17 protein-coding genes and 1 riboswitch are annotated in these 18428 nt (G+C 63.6%); of the genes, 9 read left to right on the forward strand and 8 right to left on the reverse strand.

Annotation, left to right across the window (positions count from 1 at the left end):
- Positions 1 to 88: 88 nt before the first annotated feature.
- On the reverse strand, positions 89 to 994 hold the full coding sequence (locus NKL04_RS27690; protein WP_023703187.1) for a DMT family transporter: 906 nt from the start codon (positions 992 to 994) through the stop codon (positions 89 to 91).
- Between the two features lie 209 nt (positions 995 to 1203).
- On the opposite strand from NKL04_RS27690, the gene NKL04_RS27695 reads away from it, so the two are divergent.
- Both NKL04_RS27695 and NKL04_RS27700 read left to right on the forward strand, forming a co-directional pair.
- Positions 1204 to 2502, forward strand: coding sequence for an adenylosuccinate synthase (locus tag NKL04_RS27695; RefSeq protein WP_023684197.1), 1299 nt, complete (start codon positions 1204 to 1206; stop codon positions 2500 to 2502).
- 75 nt (positions 2503 to 2577) lie between these two features.
- Positions 2578 to 4236, forward strand: a complete 1659-nt coding sequence (locus NKL04_RS27700; protein WP_352724681.1) for a hypothetical protein — start codon at positions 2578 to 2580, stop codon at positions 4234 to 4236.
- Positions 4237 to 4262: 26 nt separating this feature from the next.
- Here the strand turns inward: NKL04_RS27700 and NKL04_RS27705 are convergent, their stop codons facing one another.
- Genes NKL04_RS27705 through NKL04_RS27720 form a run of 4 tightly spaced genes read right to left on the reverse strand, consistent with a single transcriptional unit; the run spans position 4263 to position 7341 of the window.
- Complete coding sequence (locus NKL04_RS27705; RefSeq protein ID WP_023673676.1) at positions 4263 to 4562, reverse strand: CcdB family protein; 300 nt, start codon at positions 4560 to 4562, stop codon at positions 4263 to 4265.
- A complete protein-coding gene (locus NKL04_RS27710; RefSeq protein ID WP_023693600.1) occupies positions 4562 to 4804 on the reverse strand; it encodes a type II toxin-antitoxin system CcdA family antitoxin in 243 nt (80 codons plus the stop codon). Before NKL04_RS27710 ends, NKL04_RS27705 begins: the two co-directional genes overlap by 1 nt.
- 55 nt (positions 4805 to 4859) lie before the next feature.
- A complete protein-coding gene (locus tag NKL04_RS27715; protein ID WP_023702809.1) occupies positions 4860 to 6680 on the reverse strand; it encodes an ABC-F family ATP-binding cassette domain-containing protein in 1821 nt (606 codons plus the stop codon).
- A 1-nt stretch (position 6681) separates the two neighbouring features.
- On the reverse strand, positions 6682 to 7341 hold the full coding sequence (locus tag NKL04_RS27720; protein ID WP_023702808.1) for a thiamine diphosphokinase: 660 nt from the start codon (positions 7339 to 7341) through the stop codon (positions 6682 to 6684).
- Positions 7342 to 7502: 161 nt separating this feature from the next.
- Positions 7503 to 7617: riboswitch (TPP riboswitch) on the forward strand.
- A gap of 43 nt (positions 7618 to 7660) precedes the next feature.
- On the opposite strand from NKL04_RS27720, the gene thiB reads away from it, so the two are divergent.
- From thiB to NKL04_RS27740, 4 genes are all read left to right on the forward strand, one after another.
- Positions 7661 to 8668 (forward strand): thiamine ABC transporter substrate binding subunit, encoded by a 1008-nt coding sequence (gene thiB / locus NKL04_RS27725; protein ID WP_023825042.1) that lies wholly within the window; start codon positions 7661 to 7663, stop codon positions 8666 to 8668.
- Between the two features lie 248 nt (positions 8669 to 8916).
- Positions 8917 to 10524, forward strand: a complete 1608-nt coding sequence (gene thiP, locus NKL04_RS27730) for a thiamine/thiamine pyrophosphate ABC transporter permease (protein WP_023702806.1) — start codon at positions 8917 to 8919, stop codon at positions 10522 to 10524.
- Between the two features lie 8 nt (positions 10525 to 10532).
- Positions 10533 to 11285 carry a thiamine ABC transporter ATP-binding protein gene (gene thiQ / locus NKL04_RS27735; RefSeq protein ID WP_023702805.1) on the forward strand — a complete coding sequence of 251 codons (753 nt, stop codon included), beginning with the start codon at positions 10533 to 10535 and terminating at the stop codon, positions 11283 to 11285.
- Positions 11286 to 11613: 328 nt separating this feature from the next.
- Positions 11614 to 13020, forward strand: a complete 1407-nt coding sequence (locus NKL04_RS27740) for a M48 family metalloprotease (protein ID WP_245271475.1) — start codon at positions 11614 to 11616, stop codon at positions 13018 to 13020.
- 96 nt (positions 13021 to 13116) lie between these two features.
- Here NKL04_RS27740 and NKL04_RS27745 read toward each other — a convergent pair whose 3' ends face one another.
- Entirely contained in the window at positions 13117 to 13974 is an 858-nt protein-coding gene (locus NKL04_RS27745; protein ID WP_023702803.1) for an RNA polymerase factor sigma-32, read from the reverse strand.
- Positions 13975 to 14369: 395 nt separating this feature from the next.
- On the opposite strand from NKL04_RS27745, the gene NKL04_RS27750 reads away from it, so the two are divergent.
- From NKL04_RS27750 to NKL04_RS27760, 3 genes are all read left to right on the forward strand, one after another.
- On the forward strand, positions 14370 to 15143 hold the full coding sequence (locus NKL04_RS27750) for an amino acid ABC transporter substrate-binding protein (RefSeq protein WP_023702802.1): 774 nt from the start codon (positions 14370 to 14372) through the stop codon (positions 15141 to 15143).
- A gap of 137 nt (positions 15144 to 15280) precedes the next feature.
- Entirely contained in the window at positions 15281 to 15961 is a 681-nt protein-coding gene (locus tag NKL04_RS27755) for an amino acid ABC transporter permease (RefSeq protein WP_023693608.1), read from the forward strand.
- Positions 15958 to 16725 (forward strand): amino acid ABC transporter ATP-binding protein, encoded by a 768-nt coding sequence (locus NKL04_RS27760; RefSeq protein ID WP_023702801.1) that lies wholly within the window; start codon positions 15958 to 15960, stop codon positions 16723 to 16725. Before NKL04_RS27755 ends, NKL04_RS27760 begins: the two co-directional genes overlap by 4 nt.
- 197 nt (positions 16726 to 16922) lie before the next feature.
- Here the strand turns inward: NKL04_RS27760 and NKL04_RS27765 are convergent, their stop codons facing one another.
- On the reverse strand, positions 16923 to 17504 hold the full coding sequence (locus NKL04_RS27765) for a CarD family transcriptional regulator (protein WP_023673664.1): 582 nt from the start codon (positions 17502 to 17504) through the stop codon (positions 16923 to 16925).
- A gap of 426 nt (positions 17505 to 17930) precedes the next feature.
- Complete coding sequence (gene fdxA / locus NKL04_RS27770; RefSeq protein ID WP_023702800.1) at positions 17931 to 18269, reverse strand: ferredoxin FdxA; 339 nt, start codon at positions 18267 to 18269, stop codon at positions 17931 to 17933.
- Positions 18270 to 18428: the final 159 nt, after the last annotated feature.

An 18428-nucleotide genomic window follows, 5' to 3' on the forward strand; every position in this document is an offset into this window, starting at 1 on the left:
AAGCAAACTACGCCAGAGGTAAAATGTTCCAGGTCGGCGCGCGGCAGCAGTTATCGCGACGGCGGCGCAGCGCGGCAGCGGCCAAATGTTATCCGCAGGGGTTCGGTGCCGCCATCTTGCGCCCGCTGTATTCGGCGAGCGAAATGCCGCCCAGCACCAGGGCAAGCGCCAGCGCCTGGTAGAGCTGGAATGTCTCGCCGACGATCAGCACTGACAGCAGCGTGCCGAAGATCGGCACCAGATTGATGAACAGCCCGGCACGGTTGGCGCCGATCAGTTCGTTGCCCCTGATGTAAGTGATCTGCGAAATGACCGAAGCGCCGATCGCGGTATAGACGATGACCACCCAGCCGCTGATATCGGGGACGATAACCTTGCCGGCGGCGACCTCCCACAGGAAGAACGGCAGCGAGGTGATGAGGGCAGCGATCGCCAGGGACAACATCAGGCTCTGCCAGCGCATCACCGGCTTCAGCCGCAGCCCGACCGAATAACCGCTGTAGAGGACGACCGCGACCAGCATGATGGCGTCGCCGAAATTGAGTTCCAATGTGAGCAGCCGGCGCGGATCGCCGTGGCAGGCAGTCAAGATGACGCCGAAGATGGTCAGCACCACGCCCGCAATCTGAGCCCAGCTCACGCGCAGGCGGAAGAAGAAGAAATTGGCAATGATGATCAAGACCGGCATCGCCGCCTGTTCGATCGAGACATTGATCGCCGTCGTGTAGTTGAGCGCGGTGTAGAAAATGGTGTTGAACAGAGTGAAGCCGCTGGCGCCAAGTGCAGCCAGGACGAACCAGTGTTTGCGCACCACCGGCCAGTCCTCCCTGATCGTGCGCCAGCCGATCGGCAGCAGGATCGCGACGGCCAGCACCCAGCGCAGGAAGACCAGCGTCATCGGCGAGACGTGATCGACCGCCAGCTTGCCGGCGACGGAATTGCCGCCCCACAACAAGGTGGTCAGCAGCAGGAACAGGTAGGCGCGTCGATGCATTGCGGGATTCCGGCCGCCTGGGAAGTTGTGTTTGCCGGCCTATTGCCCCCGCCGACGCAAGTAAATGATGTCAAAGCCGAAAATTGTTGTGCCTCAGGGCATTTTCGGCGGCAAAGAAAGGTCGCGCTTGCGAGGTCTTGACGCTATAGAGGCCTGTCGTTTCGAACCATATCCAGGCCGCCAGGGCGGCATCTCAAGGGAAAAGAAACATGGCCAATGTGGTGGTCGTCGGCTCGCAATGGGGCGACGAAGGCAAGGGCAAGATCGTCGACTGGTTGTCGGAGCGCGCCGACGTGGTCGTGCGCTTCCAGGGCGGCCACAATGCCGGCCATACGCTGGTCGTCGATGGCAAGGTCTACAAACTGTCGCTGCTGCCGTCGGGCGTGGTGCGGCAAGGCAAGCTGTCGATCATCGGCAATGGCGTCGTCTTCGACCCGCACGCCTTTGTCGCCGAAGTGGCAAAACTCAAGGCGCAAGGCGTCGAGGTCACGCCGGACCGCCTGAAAATAGCCGAAAACACCGCGCTTATCCTGTCGCTGCACCGGGAGCTGGACGGATTCCGCGAGGACGCCGCCTCCAATTCCGGGACGAAAATTGGCACGACGCGTCGTGGCATCGGCCCAGCCTATGAAGACAAGGTGGGCCGGCGCGCGGTTCGGGTGATGGATCTGGCGGATTTGGAAACGCTGCCCCTCAAGGTCGACAGGCTGCTGACGCATCACAATGCGCTGCGTCGCGGGCTTGGCCATGGCGAAGTCACGCATGAGGCGATCATGACCGAGCTGACCTCGGTCGCCGATGAGATCCTGCCCTATATGGACCGCGTCTGGAAAATCCTCGACGACAAGCGCCGCGCCGGCGAACGCATCCTGTTCGAGGGCGCGCAAGGCACGCTGCTCGACATCGACCACGGCACCTATCCGTTCGTCACCTCGTCCAACACCGTTGCCGGCCAGGCAGCCGCCGGCTCGGGGGTGGGCCCCGGCGCCATCGGCTATGTCCTGGGCATCACCAAGGCCTATACGACGCGTGTCGGCGAAGGCCCGTTCCCGACCGAGCAGAAGAACGAGATCGGCGAATTTCTCGGTACGCGTGGCCACGAATTCGGCGTCGTCACCGGGCGCAAACGCCGTTGCGGCTGGTTCGACGCCGTGCTGGTGCGCCAGGCCGTCGCCGTCAACGGTATCAAGGGCATCGCCCTGACCAAACTCGACGTGCTCGACGGGCTGGATGAGATCAAGGTCTGCACCGGCTACCGTCTCGACGGCGAAACGATCGACTATCTGCCGGCCAGCCAGGGCGCGCAGGCGCGTGTCGAGCCGGTCTACGAGACGCTCGAAGGCTGGAAAGGCACCACAGCCGGCGCGCGCAGTTGGAACGACCTTCCGGCGCAGGCCGTCAAATATGTCCGTTACATCGAGGAGCTGATCGGGGCACCCGTCGCGCTCCTTTCCACCAGCCCGGAACGGGACGACACGATACTTGTGACCGATCCGTTTCAAGACTAGTTTTCTGAAGCCTTTCCGGGCATCGCGGCCGATTTGCGGGGGCCGGCGCGGAAACAAATACAGGTCGACTGAAGCATGGCAGATTTCGTTGCTATTCTGAAAAAGGCGCTCGACAAGCACGGCGACGAAACGCCCGAAAAGCGTACGCGGATCTATGAAAGCGTTCGTACCATGCTGGCGAAGAAGCTTGCGGAGTATTCGCCGCCGCTGGCCGCCGAAGCCATAAGCACGCAGAAGCGATCCCTGGAAGATGCCATATCGAGCGTCGAGCGCGACTATGCCAGGGCGGTGCCGGCATCCGATCCGCTGGCGGAGCTGGAGCACATCTTCTCCTCCATAGACCGCAACAAGAACCAGTCCAGTCATGTAAAGCCTTCCGCCACGCCTGCGCCGGCCTGGCAGCCGGCGAAACCCGTGCAGCCGGCGCCGACCGCCAGGACAGAGCCGAGCTGGCAGAGGCCCGCGCCGACACCGCCGTCGCCTGCGGCGCGTGCAGAAACCATCGACAAGCAAGCCGTGGAGCTGGACGCCGACGACGACAGCGCCGATGTGTTCGCCAATGACGAGCAGCCGGTCGCGGACACGTTCCAGCGCCTGCGCCCAGCCGAGCGCAGGCGCAGCTATGGCGGGTTGATCGCGGCTGTCGTCGCGCTTCTGGTGGTCGCCGGCGGCGGCTATGGCATCTGGCTGAACAAGGATGCCTTTGGCTCGATGCTGGGCCTCGGCGGCGACACCAAGACGGTCTCGACCGAACCGCTGGTAAAGCCGGCGCCGGCCAAGCCCGCGGCCGATGCACCGGCACCGGCCGCTGCCGGCGAGGGAACGAAGTTCACCCAGCGCCTGTCGCCCGAAGGCGGTGAAACCGACCCCGGTCCCGCGGCCGGTCAAAGCGGCATCGGCGAGGGCGAGTCCGTCGCCGCGCTGACCACACCGCCACCCCCGGCTCCAGCGCCACCTGCGGCTCCAGCGCCTGCGACCCCGCCGGCCGGCGACGCCGCAGCCACGGGCGCGCCCGCCACGCCGGCGCCCGACGCTTCCGCCACGCCACCGGCAACGCCGCGCGCCGATGGCGTCGCTCCGCCGGCCAACGGGGCAGCACCGGCTGATGCCGCCGCCACGCCGCCCGCGGCCGGCACGCCGCCCGCTGCGCCGGCGGCCGCCGCTCCCGCGCCGACCGTTGCGGTCGGCCAGAAGGCGATCTTCTACGAGGAACGCACCTCGACCGCGCAAGGTTCGGCCGAACCCGGCAGCATCGTCTGGTCGCTGGTGCAGGAATCGCCCGGCGGCGACCTGCCGCCCGAGCCGGCGATCCGCGCCGAGGCGACCATTCCCGGCAAGGACATCCAGCTGCGCATGACCATCCGCCGCAATACCGACCAGACGCTGCCGGCCAGCCACATCATCGAGATGATCTTCCTGACGCCCGAGGGCTTTGACGGCGGTGGCGTCGACAACATCCTGCGCGTCGCCATGAAGAGTTCGGAACAGGATGCCGGCAGCCCGCTGATCGGCATTCCGGCCAAGATCGCCGACGGCTTCTTCCTGGTGGCGCTCAACGACACCAAGGCCGACGAGGACGCCAATATGACCTTGCTTCGAGGCCAGGACTGGATCGACGTGCCGGTGGTCTACAAGACCGGACGCCGGGCGCTGCTGACCATGGAAAAGGGCATTCCGGGCGAGAAGGTGTTCGACGAGGCGCTGAAGGCCTGGCAGGCCAAGACGGCAGGTTGACGGGCGGCAGTAGCGGCTGCCTTCGCTCAGAAGCCCTGGAACAGCATGTCGAGCGCGGCGACGATGTCGTCGTGATGTCTAGAAAGGTTTCCCTCTGGCATCCGCAATTCGGACGCGCTGAAGGCCGACACAAACTGTGTGACCATCACAAGATCTTTGCCGTTTATAGCGAAGGTCGGGTTCAGGCGGCGGCCAGGAAGCGGGGCAATCTCGGGCGGCATCAAAGGAACGACCACCCTCGTGCTCAGCCCTTCAAGCATATCTGACTGCACGTCGAGAAGATAACCGTCGCTCTCGGTACTCCGATAGAAATCGTAACGCGCCATCAGAACGGCCGGTGTTTAGCCAATGGCAGTCCGTTCTTTCGGACATATTCGTTGGAGCTTTCGATGGCTTCCCTGTTTTCTTCTTGCCATCGACGCGTTTTCTCCGCCGCAATCGCTTTCGCGATCCCTGCTTCGGCAGCGCGGGAGATGTTGATGCCCAACGCTTTGGCGTCCTTGATCAACTGAGAGTCAATGGACGTGTTCACAGAGGTCCGCTGAGTTTTTGGCGTCGATTGAAGCACGGAGATGCCTCCTTTCATGCGCACAACATACGCGCATAAAAGACCGCAGGCAATGCTACCCCTCCATCTCCTCACGCAGCATTTCCAGTTCCAGCCACTCTTCCTCGAGTGCGGCCAGCGTGGCGCGTTCTTTGTCGAGGGCGGCGATGGTCTTTTGGAACGAGGCCGGGTCGCGCTCGTAATAGGCGGGATCGGCAATGTTGTTTTCCAACCGCGAGATCGAGGCCATTATCGCCTCGATCTTCTTGGGCAAGGATTCCAGGGCGAATTTCTGCTTGAACGACAGTTTCTTAGACGGCCCTTTTGGCGCTGCCGGCTCGCTCTTGCCGGGCGCCGGCGCATCGCTGGCTTCGGCCTTGGCGCGCGCCTTGCGGTCGTCGAGCCGGGTGCCGCCGCGCTGCGCGAGCATGTCGGAATAGCCACCGGCATATTCGATCCAGCGGCCGCCTCCGTCCGGGGCGATGATGCTGGTGACGGTGCGGTCGAGGAAGTCGCGGTCGTGGCTGACCAGGATGACCGTGCCGGCAAAGCCGGCGACAAGTTCCTGCAACAGTTCCAGCGTCTCCATGTCGAGATCGTTGGTCGGCTCGTCGAGCACCAGAAGGTTGGCCGGCCGCGCCAGAACACGCGCCAGGAGCAGCCGCGCCCGTTCGCCGCCGGACAGCTCGCGCACCGGGGTGCGCGCCTGTTCCGGCTTGAACAGGAAATCCTTCATGTAGGACACGACATGGCGCTGCTCGCCATTGATGACGAGGTTTTCGCCGCGCCCGTCCGTGAGATACTGCGCCAGGGTCTCGGCCGGATCGACCGCCTCGCGCTTCTGGTCGAGCGTGGCGATTTCCAGATTGGTGCCGAGCCGCACCGAGCCGGCGTCGGGCTTCATCTCGCCGGTAAGCATCTTCAACAGCGTCGTCTTGCCGGCCCCGTTCGGCCCGACAAGGCCGACGCGATCGCCGCGCTGGATGCGGGTCGAGAAGCTTTTGACCACGGTGAGGTCGCCAAAGCTCTTTTCGATGTTCTTGGCCTCGATCACCAGCTTGCCGGATTCGGCGGCGTCGCTGGCCACCATGGTGGCCGAGCCCTCGGCGCCGCGATGGCCGCGAAAACGCTGGCGCATGGTCTGCAGTTCGCCCAGGCGGCGCATGTTGCGTTTACGGCGAGCCGTCACGCCATAGCGCAGCCAATGCTCCTCGCGCACGATCTGGCGGCCGAGCTTGTGCTGTTCGCGCTCTTCCTCTTCCAGCACAAGGTCGCGCCATTCCTCGAAATGGCCAAAGCCCTTGTCGAGGCGGCGGGTCTGGCCACGGTCGAGCCAGACAGTGGCGCGCGAGACGCGTTCGAGGAAGCGACGGTCGTGCGAGATGACGATCAGCGCCGAAGACGTCCGGACGAGCTCCTCTTCCAGCCATTCGATGACCGACAAATCGAGATGGTTCGTCGGCTCATCAAGCAGCAGAATATCGGGTTCGGGCGCCATGACGCGGGCAAGTGCTGCGCGGCGCGCCTCGCCACCGGAGAGATCGTTGGGGTTCTCCGTGCCGGCGAGGCCGAGATGCTCCATCAGATATGTGGCGCGGTAGGGATCGTCGGCAGGCCCAAGCCCAGCCTCGACATAGGCACGCACATTGGCAAAGCCGTCCATGTCGGGCATTTGCGGGAGATAGCGCACCGTTGCCGAAGGCTGGCGGAAGACCTCGCCGTCTTGCGGCTCGATCAGACCGGCGGCAATCTTCAGGAGCGTCGACTTGCCGGAGCCGTTGCGGCCGACGAGCGCGATCTTGTCACCGGCGGACGCCGTCAGTTCGGCGCCGTCGAGCAGCGGCGTGCCGCCAAAGGTCAGTCTTATGCCGTCGAGGTTGAGAAGGGGCGGGGCCATGTCAGCTTTCAGGCAAGGGGTAGGGGTGGGCGAGCAGCAGCGCGCGGCCATGGCCGAGCGCGATTTCGAGGCCGCCCCCGGTCGTGTTGGACTTGACCTCGTTCGAGATGGTCAGCGACGAGCCGAACACGACCTCGACATGGTCGAGCGGCCACTTCGCGCCGGACACGGTGAGGCCCGAAAGATCGGAAAAGCCGAGCACCGAAAACAGCGTTCCGTCGGCATAGTCGAAGCCGGCCTTGCCAGGCAGCAGAGGGGCGCCTTCCTGCGCTCCGCTGGTCAACAGCACTTTTGTGCCTGTCTCTGCCAGCCGCAGGCTGAGCGCCAGATGGAGGAAGGCGTGGTCGGCGCGCTTGCCGCCGAAAGCGCCGGCCAGCACCAGGCTGGTGGCGCCGCGTTCCAATGCCGCCGCGATCGCCAGTTCGCCATCGGTCTTGTCCTTTTCGGGAGGAAACACCTCCCGCGGCACGGCGGCGAGATCGGCAGGCAGGTCCGCCGGCACGGAATCGAAATCGCCGACCCACAGCTCCGGCATCAGGCCGAGCAGGCGGGCATGATCGATGCCGGCGTCGGCGGCGATGACGCGCGTGCCCGCGACCTGCCGGTCGAGCCGCGGCGTGCGGACGAGATCGCCGCCAAGCAGGATGGTGAATGTGCTCATATCCGCTGGCCCTTACCAGCCCCGCCGACGAAACGGAAGGCCGAGCGGCACCGTCACTCTTTGTTGGAGCATGATCTTTTCCGGAAACGGATTCCACTTTCCGGGATCATGCTCGGGCAAACTTCCACTTGCGTGGCACCTTGGCCGGGCCTATGTGTCGAAACGCTCTAACGGGGTGCCGGACGCGATCTTCGCGGACCGGCTGAGAGGCAGTCTCGCCAACCCGCTGAACCTGATCCGGTTTGTACCGGCGGAGGGATTAGACGCTTCGGACAGCCCGACGCCTCAATTCCTTTCAACACGAATGAAGGAGGCGCCGATGCGCATGTTTTTGTCCCGTCTTGTCCCAGCGCTGGGGCTTGCTGTTTCGCTACTGGCAAGCCCTGCGTCAGCGCAGGAAAAACTCACGATCTATACCTATGAGAGTTTCACTGCCGACTGGGGTCCGGGCCCCCAGGTGAAGAAGGAATTCGAAGCCGAGTGCGGCTGCAGCGTCGACTTCGTCTCGGCGGCCGACGGCGTCGCACTTCTCAACCGCGTCAAGCTGGAAGGAGCCTCGACCAAAGCAGATATCGTGCTTGGCCTCGACACCAACCTCACCGCGGAAGCCAAGGCTTCCGGCCTGTTTGTCCGACATGGCGCGGTGGCTGAAAACAACGTGCCGGGCGGCTGGAGCGACGACACTTTCGTGCCCTATGATTATGGTTATTTCGCCGTCGTCTACGACACCGAGAAGCTGAAGAACCCACCGAAGAGCCTGAAGGAACTGGTCGAGGGCGATGCCGCCGACAAGATCGTCATCCAGGATCCGAGGACGTCGACGCCGGGCCTCGGCCTGCTGCTGTGGGTTAAGTCGGTCTATGGCGACAAGGCGCCGGAAGCCTGGGCCAAACTCAAGGGCAAAGTGCTGACGGCGACGCCCGGCTGGAGCGAGGCCTATGGCCTGTTCACCAAGGGCGAGGCGCCGATGGTGCTGTCCTATACGACATCGCCGGCCTACCACATGGTGGCCGAGAACACCGGGCGCTTCCAGGCGGCGTCGTTCGAAGAAGGCGAGTATTTGCAGGTCGAGGTCGCCGGCATCACCACCACGGGCGCGAAGAACCCGCTGGCGGCAAAGTTTCTGGCCTTCATGACCGGGCCGAAATTCCAGGATGTCATTCCGGAGACCAACTGGATGTTCCCGGCTGGGAAAACCGACAAGCCGCTCAATCCGGCTTTTGATAGGCTGGTCAAGCCGGCGAAGACCTTGCTGTTCAGCCCGGAAGAGGTCGCGGCAAATCGCAAGGCCTGGGTGGATGAATGGCTGGCGGTGATGAGCAAGTAGGAATTCAGGATGGCGCTTGAACACCCCCTCTGGCCTGCCGGCCATCTCCCCCGCAAGGGGGGAGATCAAGCGCTCGGAAGCTTTCGCCAACCTCCAACGCTGCGAGGATGGGGCGGGGAGCGAAGCTGCTAATCTCCCCCCTTGCGGGGGAGATGGCCGGCAGGCCAGAGAGGGGTGGGCGGGAACTCGACTTCCGTGAAATATTTGCGTCAGCAGCGAACGTGCGCCGTAGGGTTGGATAGCGCGAAATGCGTGCGCACTATCCCTCTGACCCCCGCATCACGGCCGGCATTGTCGCGCTTGCGGCAATCGCGCTACTGATCGGTGGCGCCTTCGCCGGCCTTATCCGCGAAGGCGCGCACGACCTTTCCGGCGCCGCGTCCGCCTTTGACCTCTATCTCCTGCGCGTTGTCCGCTTCACGCTCTGGCAGGCTGCGCTCTCGACTCTGCTTTCCGCCGTACCGGCGCTCTTCGTCGCCCGGGCGCTGTCGCGGCATCCGCGCTTCTTCGGACGCGGCTTCATCCTGCAGCTGTTCACTGTGCCCCTTGCCTTGCCGGCGATTGTCGCAGCGCTGGGCATACTGGCGCTCTATGGCCGCGCCGGTTATTTCGCCGCGATCGGTGGCCAGAGCTGGCCCGACATCTATGGGCTGTCGGGCATCCTCGTCGCCCACGTCTTCTTCAACCTGCCGCTGGCCACCCGGCTGTTCCTCGAAGCGCTGGGAACGGTGCCGGCCGATCAATGGCGGCTGGCGAGCCAGCTCGGCATGGGAGCGAGGCCAGCCTTCCGGCTGATCGAGTGGCCGGTGCTGCGCGCCGCGCTGCCGGGCGTCGCCGGGCTTGTCTTCATGCTTTGCATCACCTCCTTCACCATCGTCCTGATCCTCGGCGGCGGGCCGGCGGCGACGACGCTGGAAGTCGCCATCTATCAGGCGCTGCGTTTCGACTTCGATCCGGCGCGAGCGGTGACGCTGACGGTGCTGCAGATCGCGCTGACTTTTGCCGTCATGCTGGCGCTGACGCGGCTCGGCGCCAATGTGACCGGCGACGCCAATTTGCCTGTCGCGCCGCGCCGCTATCACTTGGCCGGCAAAGCAGAAACAGCGTTCAACGCCGTCCTGATCGTGCTCGCCTTGCTGTTCGTCGCCGGACCAATGGCGGCCACCGTCGCGTCCGGCCTCGGCGCCGATCTCGGCCGGCTGGCGGGCGAGAGTGCCGTGCGTCAGGCGACCCTGACCAGCGCCGGTCTCGCCCTCTCGGCGGCGCTACTTTCGGTGGCGCTGTCGCTGTCGCTGATCATGGCTCGGCGGGCACTGTCGCTGCGCCGCCGGTCCAGTGCCCGTTCATTGCTCGAACATGCCACCGACACCGGCGCCGGCTTCGTCCTCGTCGTGCCGCCCATCGTCATCGGCGCCGGCTGGTTTCTCCTGCTGCGCACGGTCAGCGATGTCTTTGCCATCGCGCCGGTCATGGTCGTCACCGTCAATGCGGTGATGGCGATGCCCTTTGCCATCCGCGCGATGCGCCCGGCCTATGATGCGGCGAGCGAGCGCCACGAAAAGCTGTGCGCACAGCTCGGCATTGCGGGCTGGAACCGGCTGCTTCTGGTCGACTGGCCATCGCTCCGGCGGCCGCTGGCCACCGGCTTTGCTTTCGCCATGGCACTGTCGCTCGGCGATCTCGGCGTCATCGCGCTGTTCGGCAGCGATTCGGTGCAGACCTTGCCCTATCTCCTGCTGGCGCGCATGGGCAGCTATCGCACGGCCGATGCTGCCGGGCTGGCTTTGCTGCTCGGGGCGGTCTGCCTTGCGTTGGTGGTCGCGGCAGACTGGCTGGGACGGGGAGAGAGATCGTGACGTCCGCCATGGAGAAAGGAACGACTGTCCGGCTGGACAAGGTCTCGTTCAGCTATGGCGAAACGTCATTCCTGTTCGATGTCGAATTCGATACATCGAAGATCACCGCCATCATGGGGGCAAGTGGTTCGGGCAAATCGACCTTGCTCAATCTGGTGGCTGGTTTCGAGACGCCGGAGTTCGGTCGTGTGCTGATCGGCGGCGCCGATGTCGGCGCCGAGCCGCCTTCGGTGCGGCCGGTGTCGATGGTATTCCAGGAAAACAATCTGTTTGCTCATCTCTCGGTGGAGAAGAATGTCGGGCTCGGCCGCTCGCCATCGCTCAACCTGACCGACGCCGATCGCGCCGCAATCGCCGAGGCGCTTGACCGCGTCGGCCTGGCCGGCAAGGAAATGCGCCTGCCGCGCGAACTCTCCGGCGGCGAAAGGCAGCGCGTGGCGCTCGCCCGCGTTCTGGTGCGCGACCGGCCGGTGCTGCTGCTCGACGAGCCGTTCGCTTCGCTCGGGCCAGCGCTGCGCGACGACATGCTCGACCTGGTGTCCGGCGTTCATGCCGAGCGGGCGATGACGGTGCTGTTCGTCACGCATCAGCCGGAAGACGCTCGCCGTATCGGCGAGCAGATGGTTTTTCTGGACAATGGCAGGGTTACCGCGACGGGACCTGCCGCCGATTTTTTCGACGGCACTGGCCCTGAAGCGTTTCGGCGCTATATCGGCGCAAGTTCGGGCGGATCACGCGATATTGCCCGGAAGCGGACATAATTTACGACCAAACCGGCTACAGGCGATGTGGCGCTTGCTTGCCATGGTCCAGTCGATGTGGCTAGGTCCGCTTAGTACTGGTCCGGCACGAGCCGTGATTTGCCCCTACAGCGCCGCACCCGGCCGGATGCGTAAACGCTGTAGGTTTTTTGATGTGCAGGATTGCCAACGAAAACCGATTTTTCGCTGGCGCGGGCCCCGGTCCAAATCATGCGCCGAGAGCTGAAGGAACGCCGTGCTGCCGACCGGCACTGACACTTTGAAACGCAGACCGCTGGTGCGCTTCCTCGCGCTGGCCGGCCTTGCCGTGGCGCTGGCCAGCTGCCAGATGTTCACGCCTCCCGAAGTGCAGGAATCCGGCTTCCAGCCTTCCGACAAGCCGATCACGGTCGATAATGTCGCCGCCAACAGCAAGCTTGCCGAACTGGCGAAGGCACAGCATCCGCGCATCCTTGCCACCTATGCCGGCGAATATTCCGATCCCAAGCTCGAGCGCATGGTGGCCAAGGTTGTCGGCAGCCTGACCGTGGTGTCGGCCAATCCGACCCAGACCTATCGCATCACCATCCTCAATTCGCCAAACGTCAACGCTTTCGCGCTGCCGGGCGGCTATCTCTACGTCACCCGCGGCCTGCTGGCGCTGGCCAATGATTCGGCCGAACTCGCCGCCGTCATCGCGCATGAGATGGGCCACGTCACCGCCAATCACGGCTTGCAGCGCCAGCAGCTCGAGGCCGAGGAAGGCCTGGCGACCAAGGTGGTCTCCGATGTGCTGGGCGACAGCCCGACCGCCAAGCAGGCATTGATCCGCGGCAAGCTGAGGCTGGCGCAGTTCTCGCGCAACCAGGAGCTGGAGGCAGACGCGATTGGCATCAAGTCGATCGGCGAGGCGGGTTACGATCCCTATGCCGCCGGGCGTTTCCTGCAGTCGATGTCGGCCTATACCGATTTCCGCTCGATCAGCGGCGCCACCGACGCCAGCCTCGACTTCCTGGCCACGCACCCCAACACGCCGCAGCGAATTGATCTGGCGCAGCGCCACGCCCGCCAGTTCGGCGCGCCGGGCATCGGCACCCGCGACCGCGATTCCTTCCTGGCCGGGATAGACGGCCTGCTCTATGGCGACACGCCGGAAGAGGGCTATGTGCGCGGCCAGACCTTCCTGCATCCGGGCCTCGGCGTTTCGTTCACCGTGCCCGACGGCTTCATCATCGACAATTCGGCAGCGGCGGTGACGGCGACCGGTCCTGGCGACATGGCGATCCGCTTCGACGGTGTGTCGATCGACAAGGATCGTGCGCTGACCGACTACATCAGAAGCGGCTGGGTGGCCGGTCTCGACGAGACCAGTGTGCGCCAGGAGACGATCGACGGCAACGAGGCGGCGACAGCGCACGCCGGCGCCGATGGCTGGCAGTTCGACATTGCAGTGATCCGCGCCGGCGGCCAGGTCTATCGCCTGCTGACGGCCGCCCCCTCGGCCAGCACGACACTCGATCCGGTGGCACGCTCGGTCAGCGGTTCGTTCCGCGTGCTCAGCCCCGCCGAGAAAGCGGCACTGAAGCCGCTGCATATCCGCGTCGTCACGGTACAGGCCGGGCAGACGATGGGCACACTTTCGGCGCAGATGGTCGGCGTCGACCGCAAGCTCGATCTGTTCCGCGTGCTCAACGCGATGTCGCCGGGCGCCTCGGTTTCGGCCGGCGACAAGGTCAAGATCGTCACGGACAGATAGCGCCGGTCTTCGTCAGAAACCCCAGCCTTCGTAGTGCTTTTTTCTGAGATAACTTTTCTGAGATAACTCGGGGCGGTACCCCCGTTCCTGGCAATCTCAGGCCGCCATGAACTCCGGATTCTGCTTGACCAGCGCGAGCTTGAGCTTTTCCATGGCGCGGGCCTCGATCTGACGGACACGCTCCTTGGAAATGCCGAGCGTCTCGCCGAGCGCCTCAAGCGTCGCACCTTCGTCTGTCAGCCGACGCTCCTCGATGATCCTGAGTTCGCGGGCATTGAGCGCGCGGAGCGCCGTCTTCAGCCACATCAGGCGCCGTTCGACGTCGATGGTGTCGCCGGCGACCTCGTCAGGCAATGGATCGTCCGAAATCAGGAAGTCCATCCGCTCGGTGGTACCGGCCTCATCGGCGAGCGGTGCGTTGAGCGAAGAGTCAGGTGCTGAAAGCCTGGAATCCATCTTCTCGACATCGGCCTCGGAGACGCCGAGGGCTACCGAGACTTCGCGGTAGAGCGTAGCGTTAGAGATCGGCTCGGCGCCATTGGCAAGACGGGCGCGCAGGCGCCGCAGGTTGAAGAACAGCGCCTTTTGCGCCGAAGAGGTGCCGCCGCGAACGATCGACCAGTTGCGCAGGATGTAGTCCTGCATCGAAGCGCGGATCCACCATGTCGCATAGGTCGAGAAGCGCACCTCGCGCTCCGGCTCGAAACGCGCGGCTGCTTCCAGCAGCCCGACATGGCCCTCCTGGACCAGATCGCCGAGCGGCAGGCCGTAATGTCGGAATTTCGAAGCCATGGAGATGACCAGCCGCATATGGGCGACGGTAATCTGATGCAGCGCCTGCTGATCCTGGTTTTCCTTCCAGCGCAAGGCGAGAACATGTTCCTCATCGCGCTCGAGGTAAGGGGCTTTCATTGCCGTGCGGACCATGGTCCGTCCTGCCGTGTCTTCGATCATGCCGCGCTCCTGCTCCGGACATTTTCGGACGGCCTGGCGGCCGTTATCTCTGTTTGACGCAATTCCGAAGGAAACCGCTTTCCCACTTTCCTGGAATTGCTTCGGGCCTAGCGCAGCCAAGGGTTCTTGAAATGGAAACGCCGCGCCCTACAACAAGCCATGAACGTGCCACACCGGGGATTGGTTCCGCCGCCGATGGCGGTTGTTTTGTGCGGTCCGACAGGGCGCATCGACACCGCAGATCGGGACTATTGGCACCGATCCGAGCTGCTTTGAGAATCTGATTTCTGGATCGTCGTTTTTTGAAATCTGGTTCCTTATTTTGCTGCGCTGTATCTGTCAGTTTCCGGCTCTCACAAGCGCCGGACACCGGCCAAGGACGGGATCACACAGAAATGAAATGGCTCAATTCGCTCATCGTCGCCGGAACGCTTCAGGTTCTGGCTGTTACATCAGGTCATGCCGGCGCCAATCTTGACCAGATCAAGCAGGCCGGCACCCTCAAGGTCGGCACCGAAGGCACCTATGCGCCCTTCACCTATCATGATGCTTCCGGCGCGCTGGTCGGCTTCGACGTCGAGATCGCCAAGGCGATCGGCGACAAGCTCGGCGTCAAGGTCGAGTTCCTCGAAGGCAAATGGGACGGGCTGATCGCCGGCCTCGACGCCAACCGCTACGACGCCGTGATCAACGAGGTCGGCATCACCGACGCGCGCAAGGCCAAGTACGATTTCTCCGATCCTTACATCGCCTCCAAGGCCGTGCTGATCGTGCGCGGCGACAATACCGACATCAAGACCTTCGCCGACCTCAAGGGCAAGAAGTCGGCACAGTCGTTGACATCGAATTTCGGCAAGCTCGCCGAGACCAACGGCGCCGAACTCGTCGGCACCGACGGCTTCGACCAGTCGATCCAGCTGCTGCTCACCGGCCGCGCCGACGCCACCATCAATGACAGCCTGTCTTTCCTCGACTTCAAGAAGCACAAGCCGGACGCCAATGTGAAGATCGCCGCGCAGGAAGAGAACGCCGACTATTCCGGCGTCATCGTGCGCAAGGGTGATCCGGAGCTGGTCGCGGCGATCAACAAGGCGCTGGCCGACATCAAGGCCGACGGCACCTACAAGAAGATCGCCGACACTTATTTCGGCCAGGATGTCTCGCAGTAAAGGCCATCTCCCGGCGGTTTGCCGGCAATGACAAATAGCGGCGGGCCGTCTTTGACGGCTCGCCGTTTTTCGCATGATATGAGAAGCACACAATCGCACTGCCGTCACCGCGGCGGTCTGTGGGGGAGGAGCCGTTCGTGCCGCACTGGCTACACCTGATGCTGGACTCGTTGCCGACACTGCTGTGGGCGGCGTTGATCTTCACCGTACCGCTGACATTGCTGTCGTTCGCACTCGGCCTGTTCGTCGGCCTGGTTGTCGCCCTGGTGCGGCTGTTCGGTCCCAAGCCTCTGGTTGCCGTGGTCCGCTTCTATGTCTGGATCTTTCGCGGCACGCCGCTTCTGGTGCAGCTGTTCCTGATCTTTTACGGCCTGCCTTCGGTCGGCATATTGCTGGACGCTTTTCCGGCGGCGCTGATTGGCTTCACCCTCAACATAGGCGCCTACAGTTCGGAAATTATCCGCGCCGTGATCGGCTCGGTGCCGAAGGGCCAGTGGGAGGCGGCCTATTCGATCGGCATGACCTGGAGCCAGGCGATGCGGCGCACCATCCTGCCGCAAGCCGGCCGCGTCGCCGTGCCGCCGCTGTCCAACACCTTCATCTCGCTGGTCAAGGATACGTCGCTGGCCGCCGCCATCACTGTGCCGGAGATGTTCCAGGCGGCGCAGCGCATCGTCGCCACCACCTATGAGCCGCTGATCCTCTATGTCGAGGCGGCGATCCTTTATCTGGCGATGAGCTCGGTGCTTTCGGCCTTGCAGACGCGGCTGGAGGAGCGGCTCAACCGTTATGGCGGCTTCCTGGAGGCGCGCTCATGATCGGCCTCACCGACATTGAAAAGCGCTTCGGCGACAATCTGGTGCTGAAGGGCGTGACGGTCACCATTGCCGAAGGCAGCGTCACCGCGCTTGTCGGCCCCTCCGGCGGCGGCAAGAGCACACTGCTGCGCTGCATCAACCTGTTGGAGATCCCGACCTCGGGCATGGTGCGCATCGGCGACGAGACGCTGGAATTCCGTCCCGGCGTCAAGATCCCCAGCCGCGACATCCAGCGCCTGCGGCTGCAGACCGGCATGGTGTTCCAGAATTTCCAGCTGTTCCCGCATCGCACCGCGATCGAGAACGTCATGGAAGGCCTGGTGACGGTGCTGAAATGGCCGACGGCAAAGGCGCGCGAGCGGGCATTGGCGCTGCTCGAGAAGGTCGGCATGGCGCACAAGGCGGACGATTGGCCGGCAACGCTGTCGGGCGGCCAGCAGCAGCGTGTGGCCATCGCCCGCGCCCTGGCGCCGTCGCCGAAAGTGCTGCTTTGCGACGAGCCGACCTCGGCGCTCGATCCGGAACTGGCGCAGGAAGTGGTCGACGTGCTGGGAAAGCTCGCCAGCGAAGGCACGACCATGGTGATGGCCACGCACGACCTTCGCCTTGCCTCCAAGATTGCGCAGGAAGTGGTGTTCCTCGACGCCGGCGTCATCGTCGAGAAGGGGCCGTCCGCCGTGGTGTTCTCCAACCCGGAGCGTGAACGGACGAAGCGTTTTATTGCGACGCTGAAGCAGGAGGCGGAGAAGGAAGCCGGCGGCTGAGCCTTCTACCTCCCCCTTGTGGGGAGGTCGGACGGAAGGTCCGGGTCGGGTCTGGTGCCGTCCCCCATCCTCGCTGCTTCGCAGCGACCCTGCCTGGGCGAGCCACGGGTCTCGCCCGTCCTTGGAACCCCACAAGGGGGTAAAAACAAAAACCCGGCACAAGGCCGGGTTTTTCATGATTTCGACGGTGAAAGCGATCAGGCAGCTTCTTCCTGCTCGGCTTCCTCATTGTCGGCCTTGGCGCCTCGCTTCGGGCCCTTGTTGAGGTTGACCTCGATCAGGCGCACGGCTTCGGTTTCCGACATGCGGTTGACTGCCGCGATCTCGCGCGCCATGCGGTCGAGTGCCGCCTCATAGAGCTGACGCTCGGAATAGGACTGTTCCGGCTGGTTGTCGGCACGGTAGAGGTCGCGCACGACTTCCGAGATCGAGATCAGGTCGCCCGAATTGATCTTGGCATCATATTCCTGCGCACGGCGAGACCACATGGTGCGCTTGACGCGGGCGCGGCCCTGGACGACCTTCAGCGCGCGCTCGACATAATCCTCTTCCGACAGCTTGCGCATGCCGATGGAGGTCGCCTTGGCGACCGGAACCTTCAGGCGCATCTTGTCCTTCTGGAAGTCGATGACGAACAGTTCCAGCTTGTGGCCCGCAACTTCCTGCTCGTCGATCGAGACGATCTGGCCGACGCCGTGTGCCGGATAGACAATGTACTCGCCGGTCTTGAAACCGTGGCGTGCCGAGGTGGACTTCTTCTGCGGGGTGATCGTTGCCATTACGCCCTGAACTCCTTGTTGTGGCACCGGCGGCCTGCCGGTCCGAACGCATGCGACCGGGGACACCGATCGTTAGCCGCACAACAGATGAACCCATCGGAAAAAGCCGGGACCGGCAAACCGCATACATAGCGACTGCCTGGCCCAGATCGCTCTGGTCCGATTGGGGATTTCACCTTTCAGTGATTTGGGGCGCTTGCGCCATAAATCGACGTTGTGTCACCGGCATGTTTCAACTGGTGTAGCACAAAAAGTCGGAAGAATCAAGGTTTTGCTGCAAACGCGAAGGTCGAGCGCCTTCGCCGCCTGTCAAGGCAGTTAATGTATGATGCGCGTTACGCAGCGTTATGACGATCCAATAGGCCGCACTTTTTTGCTTTGCGCATCACCCTTTCCGAAATCGATTCCGATTCCAGCGTCATGTGCTCAGTCGCCTTCGCCGGGCTCGGCGGAGAAATATTTCTCGAACTTGCCGGCCTCGCCGTCGAAGCTCTTGGCATCTGCCGGAGGCGCCTTCTTGGCGGTGATGTTGGGCCATTTCTCGGCGTATTCGGTGTTGACCTGCAGCCATTTGTCGAGGCCCGGCTCGGTGTCGGGCTTAATTGCATCGGCCGGGCATTCCGGTTCGCAGACGCCGCAGTCGATGCACTCGTCGGGATGTATGACAAGCATGTTCTCGCCCTCGTAGAAGCAGTCGACCGGACAGACCTCGATGCAGTCCATGTACTTGCATTTGATGCAGTTGTCGGTCACGACATAGGTCATTGGTCGGCTCCGGGACGTCCCGTTCTTGCTAGAGCGACGTGCGTCCACTTGGACGCATAAAGTACGCTCTGACACTTTGAATCTGCGCATCGTGCCTTCCGAAAAATCGATTTCCGATTTTCGGGCCGATGCGGCGGCTTTTTTGGTGAGGTAACGCCT

This window comes from Mesorhizobium sp. C264A (genome assembly GCF_040324515.1).
Taxonomy (GTDB): Bacteria; Pseudomonadota; Alphaproteobacteria; order Rhizobiales; family Rhizobiaceae; genus Mesorhizobium.